Raw genomic sequence first — 16,347 nt, 5'->3', positions numbered from 1 at the left:
TACAAACACGGGTGTTTTTTTTTGCTCCTGCCGTGGGGTTATTACTGCGCCGGGGGCGGAAAAAACCTTTGGGCCTCCACCCGGGGGGGGGGCGGCCCCCCCGCCGTTCGCGGGAGAGGATCAGGCAGTTACGTCCTTCTCTTGCTCATGAGGAGTCCGCCGGCCACGAGGGCGAAGAGGCAGACGCAGGCGCCGGTGATGACATTGCTGACGATCGCGCCCGTACTGGGGAACCGCGAGACCACCCACGGGGAGGCGATGAGCCACGCACCGAGCAGCAGCACCACGAAGTTGAGGTCCTGCGACCGCTCCGGAGCCATCGACATGGCGAGACCGAGGCCCGCGAGCGCGATGCCGACGATCAGGTTGCTGATGGCGAGCTCCGGCTTCGCGGCTGCGAAGTGGACCGTCCACGCGGAGACCGCGGCGTAGATTCCGGCGAGGATCACAAGCTCCTCGACGGCCGCCACACCCCGGGTCTGGAGCATGCGGGCATAACGGTCCCGCATTTCTCCGGCGTCCGGGTGTCCCCTGATGTCACCTGGACGGTGAGAGAGGTCGGCCATGTGACTCGCCTCCTTCTGGCGTCTTGCACACTGACCGTTCGCGGCATCGACGCCGCGGTTTCATTGTGCGCTTATCTGGCCTTTATGTGTAGATCTGCCCGATAAGGGATCCGCACAGAAAACCGCCGCGGGATATGCCCGGACCCACCAAACGGCGCCGCGCCTTCAACAGAAGGTCAGGAAAATCAGCGGGCGTACGGCACGGTCATGATCTCCATGTTGTGCCCGGACGGATCGAGGAAGTAGGCGCCCCGGCCGCCGAACAGCCCGTTGACCTCGCCGGGCCGGCCGTGGTGCGGGTCCGCGTAGTACGTGACGCCCTTCCGCTCCAGGCGGGCGATCATCGTGTCGAACTCCTCGTCGGGGACGAGGAAGGCGTAGTGGGTGGGGGTGAAGTCGGCGTCCGTCTCGTAGTAGTCGAGGGTGACGCCGTTGCCGGTGTCGATCGGCAGGAACGGCCCGAACGGGGCACCGACCTCCAGGCCGAGCACCTCGGCCAGGAATTCGGCGGACGCCCGCCTGTCGTGGGCGTGTATGACGGTGTGGTTGAGCTCGACGGTCACAAGGGGTCCTTTCGCAGGGTGAGTGCTGGTCGCGTCCTTCGCCCGTACCTGCGTGCGCCATGCGCACGCGTACGGAGCGGACGACCGTGGCGGACCCCGCGCCCACCACCCGGCGGCGCTCACGCCACGGCCGGGCGCCTCTCTCGATCACGGCCCATGGCCGACCCGGCAGTCATACCGCCACGCTAACCCCAGTGGATCTTCCGGGGCAACGACGTTTACGGGCCACGCCGGCAGGCCCCGCGGGCCCGTGTGCGGCGCCCGCCCCGCGGCGTAGCCTGGAAGTGGACTCGGGGGTCACACGTTCCACCGCCGGGAGGCGGACGAAACATGACCGGAATCGTTTCCAGGAGCTTCGACTCCGCAGACGAGGTACGCCCGTTCGAGGGCGGCAAGGGCAGGCTGGACCTGCTGACCACCGACAGCGGCGCGGTGGGCAGGGCCGTGTTCGAGCCGGGCTGGAAGTGGTCCGAGCACGTGAAGCCCATCGCCGGTACCGACAGTTGCCAGGCCCACCACGTCGGATACGTGGTCAGCGGCCGGATGAAGGTCGTCATGGACGGCGGCGAGTCCGCCGACCTCGTACCCGGCGAGTTCTACGAGATCCAGCCGGGACACGACGCCTGGGTGGTCGGCGACGAGCGCTGTGTGGCCCTGGACTGGGTCGGCTTCGTCGACTACGCGAAGGCCTCCGGCTCCTGAGGACGTTCGGCTCCAAAGGGCGTTCGCCTGCTGGAGCTTCGTCTGAAGCTCCGACGAGTAGCCGGGGGGCGGGCAGGAGGGCGGCGGGGACACCGTTGTTATCGTCGCGCGCATGCCTGAACTGATCACTCCCACCGCCCGATTGCACACCTCCTGGCTGGAGGCCCGCGCCGAGTGGGCGCCCGGCGCGCACCAGGACGGCGCCGGCCTGTGGCTCGCCCCGGACGCAGACCTCGCCGACCCCGGCGCCTTCGCCGACTGGGTCACCCTGCTCCGGGCGCAGTCCGACCACAGCAAGCCCGTGCCCGACGGCCGCGTCCACGCCACCCAGTGGTGGATCGTGGAGGGCGACACGTACCTCGGCGCCATCGACCTGCGCCACGAACTCAACGACTTCCTGCTGCGGGCCGGCGGCCACATCGGCTACAGCGTGCGCCCTTCCGCCCGCCGCCGCGGCCTCGCCACCTGGGCCCTCGGCGCCGTGCTGCCCGAGGCCCGCGCCCTCGGTCTCAGTCGGACGCTGCTGACGTGCGAGGACACCAACATCGCCTCGGCGCGCACCATCGAGCGCAACGGCGGAGTCCTGGAGGACGTCCGCGAGACCGAGATCGGCGTCAAGCGGCGCTACTGGATCGAGCTGTAGGCGTCGGTCACCGTGTCCGCGGCGCACCCCGCGCGCTCGTACGCGTGCCGCAGCGCCGCCGCCGCGTGCTCGCGGGCGACCTCCTCGTAGCCGAAGCGCTGGTGCGCGAGCCTTACGACGTCCTCGACGGTCACGATCGCCGGTTCGCCGCGCCCCGCCCTGCTCCGGGCGCCGGTGACGGCGAGCTCGGCGGAGCGGCTCAGGGCCCGTACGTACGCCTGCCAGGCCAGCGCCCGGGCCCGGCGCGGGGCGAGCGGGCGCACCGCGCGGCCCTTCCAGCGTGCGCCGGCCGCCATGAGGACGGCGCCGGCCATCACCACCAGGACGCCGAGCACGGCGTCGGGACTCACGTTCACAACGCCTCCCTTCCCCGGCCCCGCGCGGGCCGAACCCGTCGGAGGAGACGGTGGTACAGGGGAGGAGGATGCGTGACACCTGCAACTTACTCGTGTCACCATGGGGTGAGCAGCAGCCGTCACCGCACCGGTCAGGCTCAGGAAGGCACGCCCATGACCACCGAGAACCCGCTCGTCGCCACCACCCGCGGTCCGGTCCGCGGCGAGCGCCGGGCCGACGGAAGCTGCCGCTTCCTCGGCATCCCGTACGCGCAGCCGCCCGTCGGCCCGCTCCGCTTCGCCGCCCCCGTGCCGCCGGAGCCGTGGACCGAGCCGCTGGACGCGACCGCGTACGGGCCGACCGCCCAGCGCCGTCCCCTCGCCGAGGTCACCACCATCCCCGAGCCGTCCATCCCGGGCGAAGGCGTGCTCAACCTCAACGTCTTCACCCCCGCGACCGACCCGGAGGCCGGGCTTCCGGTGCTCGTGTGGATCCACGGCGGCGGTTACCTGGCGGGTTCGGCCGCCAGCCCCTGGTACGACGGGGCCGCCTTCAACCGCGACGGCGTCGTGTTCGTCTCGCTCGGCTACCGGCTCGGCATCGAGGGCTTCCTGCACCTGGACGGCGCTCCCGACAACCGGGGCGTACGGGACTGGGTCGCCGCCCTCGAGTGGGTCCGCGACAACATCGCGCGCTTCGGCGGCGACCCGGCGAAGGTGACGATCGCCGGGCAGTCGGCGGGCGGCGGCGCCGTCCAGACCCTGCTCGCCGTGCCGTCGGCGCGTGGCCTCTTCCGTGCCGCCCTGTCCGTCTCCGGCGCCGTGACCCGGCCGGACGGGCCGGAGGTCGCCCGGGCCGTGTCCCGGCTCTTCACCGCCCGGACCGGCCTGCCGGCCACGGCCGCCGCGCTCCAGGACCTGAGCGACGACGAACTCCTCGACCTCCAGGACCGGCTCGGCGAACCCGGCCCGGACCGCGAGGGCCTGCCGCCGATGCTCTCGCTCGTGCCCTTCGCCGACGGCGAGCTGATCCCCGAGCCCGTCCTGGACGCGCTCACCCGGGGCGACGCCGGCGCCGACGTGCCGCTGATGCTCGGCTTCACCGCGCACGAGTTCAACATGATCCCCGGCCCCGGCGCCGACGGCCCGCCGCTGCCGGTCCTGCTCGGCGGCCTCGGCCTCACCGAGGACCGCGCCGCCACCTTCGCCGAGACGTACGCGGACACCGCCCCGTCCGGCCTCTTCGGCCAGGCCCTCACGGACGTCACCTTCCGCGCCCCGGCCCTCGCCGTCGCCGACGCCCGCGCCGCGCTCTCCCGGCCCACCTGGCTCTACCAGTTCGACTGGGCCTCGCCCGTCAACGGCCAGGCGTACCACTGCCTGGACCTGCCCTTCGCCTTCGACCTGCTCGACGCCGAGGGCGTCGAGGCCGCGGCGGGTCCCACCCCGCCCAAGGCGCTCGCCGACGCGCTGCACGGCGCCTGGGTCGCCTTCGTCACGCAGGGGGATCCGGGCGCCGCGGACTGGCCTCCGTACACGGCCGGTGCACGTGTGACGAAGATCTGGGACGCGACTCCGCGGACGGAGGAGGACCCGTTCGGCGAGCTGCGGGCGATCTGGCTCGACTGATCCTGGATGCGGGATCCAGGATCCCAGATCCCGGATCCCGGATCCTGCGTCCAGGACCCTGGATCCCCCTCTGCTCCGCCTCAGCCGAGCGGCACGCTCCGGTAGTGCGTCGTCAGGCGGCCGTCCTCCGTCAGCAGATGGAAGGCCAGCGACGGCGCCAGCTCGTCGCGGAACACGTAGTCCGCCAGGCCGCTCTGCTCCCAGGGCAGCTTGCTCATCGACACCACACCAGGCGCCACCAGGACCGGGCGGCCCGCGAAGGTGGTGGCCGTGGCGGAGTGGGTGTGGCCGCAGAGGAAGGCCGTGAGGGAGGGGTGGCGGCGGGCCAGTTCGGCGAGACGGTGCTCGCCGAACTGGCGGATGCTGTCGACGAACGGGATGCCGAGGGCCGTCGGCGGGTGGTGGAAGCCCACGAGAACCGGCGTGCCGGCGGGCGTGCGGGACAGCTCCTCGTCGAGCCAGGCCAGCGTCTCCTCCTCCAGGTAGCCCTCGTCCTTGCCCGGCACCGAGGAGTCGCACAGTGCGAGGACGAAGCCGTCGGCGCGCAGCACCTGGTTCACCGGCGCGTCCGGGGCCGGCGGTTCGGTGCCGAGGAGCACCCGGCGGAAGGCGTCGCGGCGGTCGTGGTTGCCGGGACAGGTGAGCACCGGGTGCCGGGAGGTGAGAACGTGGTCGCGCAGCCATGCGTACTCGGACTCCTCGCCGTGGTCGGCGAGATCGCCGGTGACGATCACCGCGTCCAGGTCGTACGCGAGCGAGTCCAGGTACGCCATCGTGGCCTCCGTCCGCTCCCTGCTGCGCGGCGAGGCGTCGTCGATGTGGGTGTCACTGAGGTGCGCGATCACGATCACGGTGGTGTCCCTTCACGTTCGGTCCCGGGCAGCGGCGCTGTTTACGCCGCGTTCCGCAGCGGAACGTATCGCGCTCCCCGGCGCGCCCGCCCGGGCCAACCGCCCAGGACTGGCCCTTTCCTGACGCTCTGACACGGCTAGCATCCGGATCGTCCCGCCGCACGGCAGGGACCCGCCGAAGGGAACAGCCATGCTCAAGCGGTTCGCCGAACTCTCCACCCCGCTGGTCGCCGACGCCTGCGTACGGCTCGGCGAACCGCTGCGGGCCGCGCCCGCCGGCGTCGTGCCCGTGGTGCCCGGGCGGCGGGCGGCCGGACGCGCCCTGCCCGTACGGCACTACGGCAGCGTCGACGTCTTCCTGGAGGCCTTCGCGACCCGGGCCGCCCCCGGCGACGTGCTCGTCATCGACAACGCGGGCCGCCGGGACGAGGCGTGCATCGGCGACCTCGCCGTCCTGGAGGCCGAGGCCGCGGGGATCGCCGGCGTCGTCGTATGGGGGCTGCACCGGGACACGCCCGACCTCGTGGAGATCGGGCTGCCGGTCTTCTCGTACGGGGCCCACGCCCCCGGCCCCGTACGGCTCGACCCGCGTGGGCCCGAGGCGCTGCGCACCGCCCGGTTCGGCGAGCACACGGTGGGCGCCGACGACGTGGTGTTCGCCGACGACGACGGCGTCCTCTTCGTGGCGGCCGACCGCGCCGAGGCCGTGCTCGACACCGCCGAGGAGATCTTCCGCACCGAGCGGAACCAGGCCCGGCGGATCCGGGCCGGGGAGACGCTGCGCGACCAGACCCGGTTCGCCGAGTACCTGGAGCGGCGGGCCGAGGACCCCTCGTACACCTTCCGCCGGCATCTGCGGCGGATCGGCGGCGCGATCGAGGAGTGAGACCGGCCCGGTTTCGCCCGCACCACCGGTCGCCGTCACCCCCGTCGCCGTCGCCCCCGTCGCCGGATCGGCGGTGCGATGGAAGAGCAGTCCGCGGGGCGGCCCGGCCCCCGGCCGCCCGACCCGGTTCATCCCCCCCCGTCCGGCTCAGCCGGCGCGGAAGCCGGTCGTGCCGTCCGGCAGCACCGCCTCGACCTCCGCGCCGTGCTCGACGGTGCGGCTGACCGTGCAGTACTTCTCGTGGGTGAGCCGGACCCCGCGGGCGAAGACGTCCGCCGCCCGCGGGTTGTTGTCGGGGAGCTCGAACTCGTAACTCACCCTGATCCGCCCGATCCGGCCGTCGTCCTCGGGGCCGGCGACGCCCTCCACCACGATCCGCAGGTCGTCGTGGTCGACGGCCCGCGCCGTACGGTCGATGACCAGGCCGCCGCAGCCGCCCATCGCCGCGAGCAGCAGCTCGACCGGCGTGAACGACGGCTGTGCGTCCGCGTCGTCGGCGGCGGCGATCCGTACCTCGGCGCCGCGGTCGTTGCGGGCGGTCCAGGTGCGGTAGCCGGTGCGGACGGTCTCGATCCGGTACTCGTCGGCCATGGCGGCGGGTTCTCCTCAGGGGGCGTACGTGGTTCGGACGCGGGCACGCGCGCGCGTGCCCGCACCCATCCCATCACTCCCCGGCGGCCGCGCCCGCCACGGGCACGCGCAAGGGCACGCGAACCCGTTCGTCCTCCCGGACCACCTCTGCCCACGCGTCCGCCACCGTGCCCCACACCGCCCGCAGCAGCGGCTCCGCCTCCCGTACGGAGGAGACCGCGCCGTCCGGGTCGTGGCCGTCGGCCCGGAGCCGGGGCGCGTCCGCCGCGGCCCACCCGGCGATCGTGCCGGTCAGCGCCTCCGGATGGAACTGCACGCCCCACGCGCACGCGCCGGCCCGGAACGCCTGATGCCGGCAGTCGTCGCCGGTCAGCAGGGGCACGGCTCCGGGCGGCAGCCGGTCGATCTCGTCCCAGTGCCACTGAGCGGCCGGGGCGCCCTCGGGCAACGCGCCGAACAGCGGGTCACCGTCGGCCGCGGGCAGCCGCCGCAGCGGTACGGTGCCGAGCTCGGGACCCTCGGCGCGCACGGCCACGGAGCCGCCCAGCGCGTACGCGAGGAGCTGGCCGCCCAGACAGATGCCGAGGACCGGTACGCGGGCATCGACCGCCTCCCGTATCAGCGCCCTGACCCGGGGCAGCCACGGCGCCGCGGCGTCGTCCTCGCAGTTGACCGAGCCGCCCAGCACGATCAGCCCCGACCAGCCGTCGAGCGAGACCGGCAACTCCTCCCCGCGCCACGGGTGATGGACCCGGGGGTCGAGTCCGGACGCCCGCAGCCGCTCGCCGACCAGGCCGGGCCCGGCGCCGTCCTCGTGCTGCACCACCAGTACCTTCGTCACAGTCGCCCCACCTCCACGAAGTCCGTTGCTGTCGAGGATGACCGAAGAAACGTTCAGGCGGGCCCGATCGCGTCGCTTGACCGTGCCGATGACGACGAACGTGGCTCGCCCGGCGCCGAGTACGTGCCGCGGGCTGAGTACCCGGGGCGCGGGAACTGAGTACCGGCTCCCATGCCCCGGTTCCGGCCCCGGCGCTGGAATGGCCCCATGACCAGCGACGCCGCCCCGCGCACCCGCCCCCTCCACCAGGCCACCGCCACGGCCACCGCCACCGGTTCGGCCCTCGCCGTGGCGCTGCTGCCGGTCGTGGTCGGCGCGCTGCTCGCCCGCTCGGCCGGCGGCGACCCCATGGCGTCCGTCAACGCGCTCATCACGGGCGGCGGCCCGCGGACCAGGCTGTCCCGCGCCACGCTGCGCGGCTGCGGCGACCGCGCGGTCGCCCGCGCCCGCGGCGCCTGGGGTCAGTCGCCCCTGCGCACCTGGAAGAAGCCCTGCGGCGTCCGCTCCAGCGGCCCCGGCGCCCGCACCAGGCGCGCGGTCACGGTTGCAGGAGGTACGGATGGCGGTGACGCGCGCGGATCGGTCAGGACGGGAGAGGGGGAGCCCGCCCGCTGACAGCGCCGCCTCCGTACGACCCCCGGCCCGTATGCGGAGCTGAGGTGAAAAGTGAGCCGTTCCCGTCCTGCCGGTCCGCCGGACGGGTGATGATCCACTCGTCAGAACTGCCGAGTAACCTCATCGGCTCACCCCCTCGTCGAAAGGGCAGCGCCCATGGAAGCGCAGGACCGCGCCGCACAGCACGAACCGGAAGACGGGCCGCCGCGCGGCATCGGGCGGCGGCGATTCCTCGGGTACGTGCTGGCGGCGCCGACCCTCACGGTCGCCGCGCAGCTCGGGGAGGAGGCGCTCGCGCCCGCGCGGGCGGAGGCACTCGTGCCCGGGGCGGTGCCGTCGCTGCCGGGGCCCGCGGACATCTACGACCTCAACGACATGCTCACGCACGCCGCACTGCCCACGGCGAACCTCATCACCATCCGCCTCGACCCGGACGGCACCGCCCACTTCGCGCTGCCCCGCGCCGAGGTCGGGCAGGGCATCACCACCTCCACCGCGATGCTCATCGCCGAGGAGCTGGACCTGCCGGTCGACCGGATCAAGGTGACGCTCGCCGACGCCCGTCCCGAGCTGCTCTTCAACCAGCTCACCGGCGGCTCCAACACCACCATCTCCACCTTCACCCCGGTCCGCGTCGCCGCCGCCGTGGCCCGCGGCCGGCTGCTGCGCGCCGCCGCGATCGAACTCGGCGAGGCCGTCGGGACGCTGACCGCCAAGGCCGGGATCATCACCTCCGCCGGCGGCGTCCGGCTGAGTTACGGCGAGCTCGCCGTGAAGGCCGCCGCGCTCGCCGACACGCAGGTCTCCGTCACCCTCAAGGACCCCGCGCAGTTCAAGGTCATCGGCACCGCGCAGCGCCGTGTCGACGCGCTGGAGGCCGTCACCGGGCGCAAGAAGTTCGCCATGGACGTCCAGGTCCCCGGCGCCCTGCCCACCATGGTCTGCCGCCCGCCCACGATCAACGGCACCGTCCGCTCGGTCGACAACCTGGCCGAGGTCCGGGCCATGCCCGGCATCACCGACGTCGTCGCCGTCTCCACCGGCGTCGCCGTCCGCGGCCGGACGTTCGGCCAGTGCATCGACGCCGTCCGCGCCCTGAAGGTCACCTGGGGCCCGGGCACCGCCGAGGGCGCCTCGGACGCCACCGTGCTCGCCGAGCTCCGCAAGGCCGAACTGCCCCTCGTCGTCCCGCCGCTCGACCTGCTCACCAAGTCCGTCGACGCCCGCTTCACCTTCCACTTCGCCAGCAACAGCGCCCTGGAGACCAACTGCGCCGTCGCCGACGTCCGCCCCGGCTCCGCCGAGATCTGGGCCAGCCTCAAGTCGCCGATCGTCGCCCAGGAGAAGATCGCGCTCCAGCTCGGGCTGCCGGTGACCGCCGTGAAGGTCCACGTCACCGAGGGCGGCGGCTCGTTCGGCCGCAAGCTGTTCCACGACGCCGCCGGCGAGGCCGCCGAGATCTCGAAGGCGATGGGCAAGCCCGTCCGCCTCATGTGGCACCGCACCGACGACTTCCGCCAGGGCCGTACGCACCCGATGGCCACCTCCCGGGTGCGTGCCACGTACGCGCTCGGCGAGGTCCTCACGTACGAGCTGCGGCACACCTCCGTCGCCACCGACTTCGGCCACGGCATCGGCGAGATCATCACCTCGGAGGCGGCGCGGCTCCCGGTCGCCGACCTGACGTTCTCCGAGACGATGTTCCAGCTCACCCAGTCGAGCCCGTACCACTTCGGAGTGACGACCCAGCTTCTCAACGAGGTCGACCACGGGTTCAACACCGGCTCCATGCGCAACATCTACTCGCCCAACGTGCGCTGCGCCCAGGAACTCGTCGCCGACGAACTCGCCAAGCGGATGGGGGAGGACGCGCTCGCCTTCCGGCGCCGCTTCCTCAAGGACGAGCGGGCCCGGGCCGTGCTCGACAAGGTCGCCGAGGTCGGGCACTGGGGACGGCAGATGGCGCCGGGCACGGCGCAGGGCATCGCCGTCCACCCCGAGTACCACGGCTTCGTCGCCGTCCTCGCCGAGATCGACTGCCGCCCGGAGACCACCGGCCGGAAGATCCGCGACGCCTACACCGGGCCGCGCGTCACCAAGGTCGTCTGCGCGGTCGACGTCGGCCTCGCCGTCAACACCCGCGGCCTGGAGGCCCAGATGATGGGGGGCATCATCGACGGCATCGCCCTCACCCTCACGTCCGGCCTGCACCTGAAGGACGGGCACTTCCTGGAGGGCAGCTGGGACAACTACTTCTACACCCGGCAGTGGAACACCCCGCCCGAGCTGGAGATCGTCGTCATGCCGCCGACCACCGGCAAGCCGGGCGGCGCAGGCGAACTGGCCGTCGCCGCCTCGATGGCCGCCGTGGCCTGCGCGTACGGCCGGGCCACCGGCACCATGCCGACCAGCTTCCCGGTCAACCACGGCGAGCCCCTCGGCTTCACCCCGCTGCCCACCGTTCCACCGGTCCCGGCCTCCCCGACCGACGGCCGCGACCGCGCCAGCTGAGCCCCCCTTTCCAGGAGATACAGGAGCCTTCGTGCCCCAGCACACCTTCATCCTCAACGGCAAGGCCGTCACCGCCGAGGTCGAGGACGACGTCCGGCTGCTCTGGGTGCTCCGGGACGTCCTCGGTGTCACCGGCCCGAAGTACGGCTGCGGCCTCGGCGTCTGCCAGGCCTGTACGAGCCACCTCAACGGCAGGGCGTTCAACCCGTGCAGCGTCCCGGTGAAGGACATCGGGCCGACCGACGAGATCACCACCATCGAGGGCCTGCCCGGCACCGTCGGCAAGGACCTGCACCCGATGCAGGAAGCCTGGCTCGACATCGACGTCGCCCAGTGCGGCTACTGCCAGCCCGGCCAGATCATGGCCGCCGTCGCGGCCGTGAAGCGGGCCCGCGAGGCCGGGCGGGAGGTCGACGAGGCCGATCTCGACCAGATCCGCAACATCTGCCGCTGCGGCACCTATAACCGTATTCGCGAGGCCATCAAGGAGGGCGCCCGCCGCATGCCGTGACGCGGGCGTGGGCGCGGACGGCGAAGACGACGAAGGAGTGCGGCCGATGTCCGGAAAGATCGTCCAGTTCATCGGGATGTCCCTCGACGGCTACATCGAGGGGACGGGCCACGACATCAGCTGGCACCGGGTCGACGAGGAGCTGCACCGGCACCTCAACCAGGAGCTCGCCGCCATGGGCGGGTTCCTCAGCGGCCGCCGCACCCACCAGCTGATGGCGGACTTCTGGCCCACCGCCGACCGCGACCCGGAGGCCACCCCCGCCATGCGGGAGTTCGCCGGGATCTGGCTGTCCAAGCCGAAGTGGGTCTACTCCACGACGCTGGAGCGGGCCGACTGGAACACCACCGTCGTCCGCGCGGTGGACCCCGACGAGGTCCGCGCCCTCGCGGCCGCCGCCGACGGCGACCTCACCGTCGGCGGCGCGTCGCTCGCCGCCGCCTTCCGGGAACTGGACCTCATCGACGCCTACCACGTGTACGTCCACCCCGTCCTCGTCGGCCGCGGCACCCGCCTCTTCCCGCCCACCGACACCGACGCCGACCTGCGGCTCGAACGGACCCGGACCTTCGGCAACGGCGTGGTCCTGCTGCGCTACGAGCGCGTGGGACCGCTCTGACCCGGTGCGGCCGGTGCCTCAGGAACCGGCCCGCCGCTTGTTGTAGACGTCGAAGCCGACGGCCGCGAGCAGCACCAGACCCTTGATCACCTGCTGGTAGTCGGTGCCGACACCGACCAGGGACATGCCGTTGTTGAGCACGCCCAGGACCAGCCCGCCGATGATGGCGCCGAGGACGGTGCCCACGCCGCCGCTGGCCGAGGCGCCACCGATGAACGCGGCGGCGATCGCCTCCAGTTCGAAGTTGATGCCGGCCTGTGGCGTGCCCGCGTTGAGGCGCGCCGCGAAGACCAGTCCGGCGAGCGCCGCGAGGACGCCCATGTTGGTGAAGGCGAGGAAGACGACGCGCTTGCTCTTCACTCCGGACAGCTTGGCCGCCGCCTCGTTGCCGCCGATGGCATAGGTGTGCCGTCCGATGACCGAGTTGCGCATCAGATAGCCGAAGCCGACGAGCAGCGCGCCGAGGATCAGCAGCACGACCGGCACGCCGTGGTAGCTCGCCAGCAGCAGGGTGAAGACGACCACGGCCGCGGTGATCACGGCGAGCTTGGCCAGGAACAGCCCGATCGGGAGCGGCTCGAGCCCGTACGAGACGGTCTGCCGCCGCCCGCGCACCTCCTGCAGGATCGCCACGGCCAGGACCGCGAGACCCAGCAACAGGGTGAGGTTGTGGTAGTCGGTGCGCGGGCCGACCTCCGGGAGGAAGCCGCTGCTGATGCTCTGGAAGCCCTTGGGGAACGGAGCCACCGACTGGCCCTGGAGGAGGATCTGCGTGCCGCCGCGGAACAGCAGCATGCCCGCCAGGGTCACGATGAACGAAGGGATCCCCAGGTAGGCGATCCAGAAGCCCTGCCAAGCCCCGGCGAGGGCGCCGATCACCAGCGCGGTCACCATCGCCACGGGCCAGGACACGTGGTGCTCGACCATCATCACCGCCGCCGCGGCCCCCACGAAGGCGGCGAGGGAGCCGACCGAGAGGTCGATGTGCCCGGCGATGATGACGATCATCATCCCGATCGCCAGGATCAGGATGTAGCCGTTCTGCTGGATCAGGTTGGTGATGTTGAGCGGCTGGAGCAGGATGCCGTCCGTCCAGAACTGGAACAACAGCACGATCAGTGCGAGGGCGACCAGCATGCCGTACTGGCGCACGTTGCCGCGGAGCGCGCGGGTCAGGACGGAGCCCACGGAGGGGCTCGGGCCGGCCTGCGGTGCCTTCGGGGACGAATCCGGGATGATGTCGGTCTGGGCCATGCCTCACACCTGCTCGTTGCTGGATGCGGCGCTCATGGTCATGAGCCGCATGAGGGATTCCTGGGTGGCGTCGGCGCGGGCCACCTCGCCGGTGATCCGGCCTTCGGCCATGGTGTAGATCCGGTCGCACAGGCCCAGGAGTTCGGGGAGTTCGGACGAGATGACGAGCACCGCCTTTCCCTGGGCGGCGAGTTCGGCGATGACGGTGTAGATCTCCGCCTTCGCGCCGATGTCGATGCCGCGGGTGGGCTCGTCGAGGATCAGCACCTCCGGCTCGGCGAAGATCCACTTGCTGAGGACGACCTTCTGCTGGTTGCCGCCGCTGAGCGTGCCGGTCCGGGTGAAGACCGTGGGGGCCTTGATGTTCATCGTGCGCCGGAAGGACTCGGCAACCCGGGTCTCCGCGTGCCGGTCGACCCGGCCGAAGCGGGCCACCTTGCCGAGAGCGCTCAGCGAGATGTTCCGGCTGATGTCGTCGATGAGGTTGAGACCGAGCTGCTTGCGGTCCTCGGTGACGTACGCGATGCCGTGCCCGATCGCCTCGGGCACCGTCCGGGTGCGGACCTCCCGGCCGTGCAGCCGCACCCGGCCGCCGGCCCAGCGTCCGTACGAGCGCCCGAAGACGCTCATCGCCAGTTCGGTGCGGCCGGCGCCCATCAGGCCGGCGATGCCGACGATCTCGCCGCGCCGCACGTTCAGCGAGGCGCCGTCGACCACCATGCGCTGGTGGTCGATCGGGTGCCTGACGCTCCAGTCCTCGATCTCGAAGGCGACCTCGCCGAGGTCGGGGGCGCGCTCGGGATAGCGGTGCTCCAGGTCGCGGCCGACCATGCCCCGGATGATCCGGTCCTCGGAGATGCCCTCGGGGCCGATCGCGAGCGTCTCGATGGTCTGCCCGTCTCGCAGGATGGTCACCGCGTCGGCGATCCGGGCGATCTCGTTCAGCTTGTGCGAGATGACGATGCAGGAGATGCCCCGGGCCTTGAGTTCCAGGATCAGGTCGAGCAGCTTGCTGCTGTCCTCGTCGTTGAGCGCGGCGGTCGGCTCGTCCAGGATGAGCAGCTTGACCTTCTTGGCGAGCGCCTTGGCGATCTCGACCAGTTGCTGCTTGCCCACGCCGAGGTCGGCGACCCTGGTGTGCGGGCTCTCGTCCAGGCCGACCTGACGCAGCAGTTCGGCGGCGTGGGTGAGGGTCCGGTGCCAGCTGATGACGCCCCGGGTGGCGTGCTCGTTGCCGAGGAAGACGTTCTCGGCGATGGACAGGTACGGCACCAGCGCCAGTTCCTGGTGGATGATCGCGATGCCCCGCTGCTCGCTGGCCCGGATGTCCCTGAACCGGCACGGCTCGCCCTCGAAGAGGATCTCGCCCTCGTAACTGCCGTGCGGATGGACGCCGCTGAGCACCTTCATCAGGGTGGACTTGCCGGCGCCGTTCTCGCCGCAGACGGCATGCACCTCACCTGCGGCGACGGTCAGGTTGACGGCGGAGAGGGCCTTGACACCGGGGAACGACTTGCTGATCGACCGCATTTCGAGAACGGGTCCAGCCATGGTTGTGCGTCCGTATCGTTCGGGGGCGGTGCGGGCCGGGTCTCGGGGGCGCCGCACCGCCGGTTCGGCAGGGGCCCGGAGACCGGGCCCCGCGGGCTACTTGAGCTGGTCCGCGGTGTACTGGCCGCTGTCGACCAGGACCTTCCGGTAGTTGTCCTTGTCGACGCTGACCGGCTGCAGCAGATGCGCCGGGACGATCTTGACGCCGTTGTTGTACTGCTTCGTGTCGTTGACCTCGGGCTTGCCGCCGGTCAGCAGCGCGTCGCCCATCTGGACGGCGACCTTGGCGAGCTGGCGGGTGTCCTTGTAGACCGTCTGGGTCTGCTCGCCCGCGATGATCGACTTCACCGAGGCCAGCTCGGCGTCCTGACCGGTGACGACGGGCAGCGGCTTGGCGCCGCCGTAGCCGACGCCCTTGAGGGAGGAGAGGATGCCGATCGAGATGCCGTCGTAGGGCGAGAGCACGGCGTCGACGTGGGCGGTCGTGTACGACTTGCTCAGCAGGTTGTCCATCCGGGACTGGGCGAGACCGCCGTCCCAGCGCAGCGTGGCGATCTGGTTGAACTGGGTCTGGCCGCTGCGTACGACCAGCTTCTTGCGGTCGATGTACGGCTTGAGGACGCTCATCGCGCCGTTGAAGAAGAAGGTGGCGTTGTTGTCGTCCGGCGAGCCGGCGAAGAGCTCGATGTTGAACGGGCCCTTGCCGTCCTTGAGGCCGAGCTTGTCGACGATGTAGCCGCCCTGGAGGACGCCGACCTTGTAGTTGTCGAAGGTCGCGTAGTAGTCGACGTTCCCCGTGCCGCGGATCAGCCGGTCGTAGGAGATCACCGGGATGTGGGCGTCGGCGGCCTTCTGCAGCACGTCGGTGAGCGAGGAGCCGTCGATGGCGGCGATCACCAGCAGCTTGGCGCCCTTGGTGATCATGTTCTCCACCTGGGAGACCTGGTTCTCCACCACGTTGTCGCCGTACTGCAGGTCGGTCTTGTAGCCCTTGGCCTGGAACTCCTTGACCATGTTGGCGCCGTCGTTGATCCAGCGCTCCGACGACTTCGTGGGCATCGCGATGCCCACCAGGCCGCCCTTGGCGTCCCCCTTGGCCGCGCCGTCGCCGACGCCGTTGGAGCTCTGACCGCAGGCCGCCAACGAGAGCACCAGGCCCGCGGCGACGAGACCCGCCGAAATCTTCCGCACACTTCCTCCAGTGGTGTTCCGCGACCGGCGCAGAGCGACCCTGACTGGGCGACTGGGAGCGGTCGGGCTGGGCCGGCCGGGCGCGGTTCCTGGTGCTGTGAGGCGCCCGGACACCGCTGTCCTGGCCTGGCGTGAGCACGAGTGTTAACGCTCACATCCGTGGAGTCAAGGGGTTGCGTGGCATCGCGGGACCGGGGGAATCCGGTGGCCGGCCGGATTCCGTGGCGGACGCCGCCGGACGCCGAGCGCCTGGTTCTTGGGTTCCGGGCCTCGACGGGCCCGGGCGAGGAGGTCGGCTCGTCAAGGTTCAGGACCATGGGCCGGTTGCCCCGTGCCTTGGCGATCTGGATCATCTGCCGCAGTCGGACCGAAGCCGCTCCACCGGCCGGTCGACGTCGATGCCCTCGACGTCGATCTGCGCCGGCGGTTCACGGGCCTCGCGCCGGGTGCCGGCACGGTCGAACAGGGCCCGGCGCGGCACCCCGGCG

At 71.7% G+C, this 16,347-nt stretch carries 17 protein-coding genes; 8 read left to right on the top strand and 9 right to left on the bottom strand.

Features of this window, described 5'->3' with window-relative positions; genetic code table 11:
* Positions 1–128: 128 nt before the first annotated feature.
* Both ACIRSU_RS01985 and ACIRSU_RS01980 read right to left on the bottom strand, forming a co-directional pair.
* Positions 129–566, bottom strand: a complete 438-nt coding sequence (locus tag ACIRSU_RS01985; RefSeq protein ID WP_403788188.1) for an SPW repeat protein — start codon at positions 564–566, stop codon at positions 129–131.
* A gap of 185 nt (positions 567–751) precedes the next feature.
* Positions 752–1,129 (bottom strand): VOC family protein, encoded by a 378-nt coding sequence (locus ACIRSU_RS01980; protein ID WP_403788186.1) that lies wholly within the window; start codon positions 1,127–1,129, stop codon positions 752–754.
* 330 nt (positions 1,130–1,459) lie between these two features.
* Here ACIRSU_RS01980 and ACIRSU_RS01975 point away from each other — a divergent pair, with 330 nt between their 5' ends.
* Complete coding sequence (locus tag ACIRSU_RS01975; RefSeq protein WP_403788184.1) at positions 1,460–1,831, top strand: cupin domain-containing protein; 372 nt, start codon at positions 1,460–1,462, stop codon at positions 1,829–1,831.
* A gap of 112 nt (positions 1,832–1,943) precedes the next feature.
* On the top strand, positions 1,944–2,474 hold the full coding sequence (locus tag ACIRSU_RS01970) for a GNAT family N-acetyltransferase (protein ID WP_403788183.1): 531 nt from the start codon (positions 1,944–1,946) through the stop codon (positions 2,472–2,474).
* Here ACIRSU_RS01970 and ACIRSU_RS01965 read toward each other — a convergent pair.
* Entirely contained in the window at positions 2,456–2,824 is a 369-nt protein-coding gene (locus tag ACIRSU_RS01965; protein ID WP_403788181.1) for a hypothetical protein, read from the bottom strand. The genes ACIRSU_RS01970 and ACIRSU_RS01965 overlap by 19 nt on opposite strands.
* Positions 2,825–2,983: 159 nt before the next feature.
* Here ACIRSU_RS01965 and ACIRSU_RS01960 point away from each other — a divergent pair, with 159 nt between their 5' ends.
* Positions 2,984–4,438: a carboxylesterase/lipase family protein gene (locus ACIRSU_RS01960; protein ID WP_403788179.1), complete on the top strand. Its 1,455-nt coding sequence runs from the start codon at positions 2,984–2,986 to the stop codon at positions 4,436–4,438.
* An 80-nt stretch (positions 4,439–4,518) separates the two neighbouring features.
* Here ACIRSU_RS01960 and ACIRSU_RS01955 read toward each other — a convergent pair whose 3' ends face one another.
* Positions 4,519–5,289 carry a metallophosphoesterase gene (locus ACIRSU_RS01955; RefSeq protein WP_403788177.1) on the bottom strand — a complete coding sequence of 257 codons (771 nt, stop codon included), beginning with the start codon at positions 5,287–5,289 and terminating at the stop codon, positions 4,519–4,521.
* A 190-nt stretch (positions 5,290–5,479) separates the two neighbouring features.
* Between ACIRSU_RS01955 and ACIRSU_RS01950 the strand changes: the two genes are divergently transcribed.
* On the top strand, positions 5,480–6,175 hold the full coding sequence (locus tag ACIRSU_RS01950) for an RraA family protein (RefSeq protein ID WP_403788175.1): 696 nt from the start codon (positions 5,480–5,482) through the stop codon (positions 6,173–6,175).
* Between the two features lie 147 nt (positions 6,176–6,322).
* On the opposite strand, the gene ACIRSU_RS01945 is transcribed toward ACIRSU_RS01950, so the two are convergent.
* Together ACIRSU_RS01945 and ACIRSU_RS01940 are read right to left on the bottom strand one after the other, a co-directional pair.
* Positions 6,323–6,766 carry an OsmC family protein gene (locus ACIRSU_RS01945; RefSeq protein ID WP_391109345.1) on the bottom strand — a complete coding sequence of 148 codons (444 nt, stop codon included), beginning with the start codon at positions 6,764–6,766 and terminating at the stop codon, positions 6,323–6,325.
* A 73-nt stretch (positions 6,767–6,839) separates the two neighbouring features.
* Positions 6,840–7,607: a type 1 glutamine amidotransferase gene (locus tag ACIRSU_RS01940; protein WP_403788173.1), complete on the bottom strand. Its 768-nt coding sequence runs from the start codon at positions 7,605–7,607 to the stop codon at positions 6,840–6,842.
* 207 nt (positions 7,608–7,814) lie between these two features.
* Between ACIRSU_RS01940 and ACIRSU_RS01935 the strand changes: the two genes are divergently transcribed.
* The 4 genes from ACIRSU_RS01935 (at position 7,815) to ACIRSU_RS01920 (ending at position 11,863) form a co-directional block, all read left to right on the top strand.
* Positions 7,815–8,222 carry a hypothetical protein gene (locus tag ACIRSU_RS01935; RefSeq protein ID WP_403788171.1) on the top strand — a complete coding sequence of 136 codons (408 nt, stop codon included), beginning with the start codon at positions 7,815–7,817 and terminating at the stop codon, positions 8,220–8,222.
* Positions 8,223–8,378: 156 nt separating this feature from the next.
* A complete protein-coding gene (locus ACIRSU_RS01930) occupies positions 8,379–10,733 on the top strand; it encodes a molybdopterin cofactor-binding domain-containing protein (RefSeq protein ID WP_403788169.1) in 2,355 nt (784 codons plus the stop codon).
* Between the two features lie 31 nt (positions 10,734–10,764).
* Entirely contained in the window at positions 10,765–11,244 is a 480-nt protein-coding gene (locus ACIRSU_RS01925) for a (2Fe-2S)-binding protein (protein ID WP_403788167.1), read from the top strand.
* 46 nt (positions 11,245–11,290) lie between these two features.
* The gene (locus ACIRSU_RS01920; protein WP_403788165.1) at positions 11,291–11,863 is read left to right on the top strand and encodes a dihydrofolate reductase family protein; all 573 of its coding nucleotides are present in this window, start codon (positions 11,291–11,293) and stop codon (positions 11,861–11,863) included.
* 18 nt (positions 11,864–11,881) lie between these two features.
* Here the strand turns inward: ACIRSU_RS01920 and mmsB are convergent, their stop codons facing one another.
* The 3 genes from mmsB to chvE all read right to left on the bottom strand — a co-directional run bounded on the left by mmsB (position 11,882) and on the right by chvE (position 15,859).
* Entirely contained in the window at positions 11,882–13,117 is a 1,236-nt protein-coding gene (gene mmsB, locus ACIRSU_RS01915) for a multiple monosaccharide ABC transporter permease (RefSeq protein ID WP_403788163.1), read from the bottom strand.
* Positions 13,118–13,120: 3 nt separating this feature from the next.
* A complete protein-coding gene (gene mmsA, locus ACIRSU_RS01910; RefSeq protein WP_403788161.1) occupies positions 13,121–14,668 on the bottom strand; it encodes a multiple monosaccharide ABC transporter ATP-binding protein in 1,548 nt (515 codons plus the stop codon).
* A gap of 96 nt (positions 14,669–14,764) precedes the next feature.
* Positions 14,765–15,859 carry a multiple monosaccharide ABC transporter substrate-binding protein gene (gene chvE, locus ACIRSU_RS01905; protein WP_403788159.1) on the bottom strand — a complete coding sequence of 365 codons (1,095 nt, stop codon included), beginning with the start codon at positions 15,857–15,859 and terminating at the stop codon, positions 14,765–14,767.
* Positions 15,860–16,347: the final 488 nt, after the last annotated feature.

Source organism: Streptomyces sp. NPDC101160 (assembly GCF_044768205.1).
GTDB lineage: Bacteria > Actinomycetota > Actinomycetes > Streptomycetales > Streptomycetaceae > Streptomyces.
The sequence above is the reverse complement of the archived record's forward strand: the minus strand, read 5'-3'. Positions and strand labels throughout refer to the sequence as shown.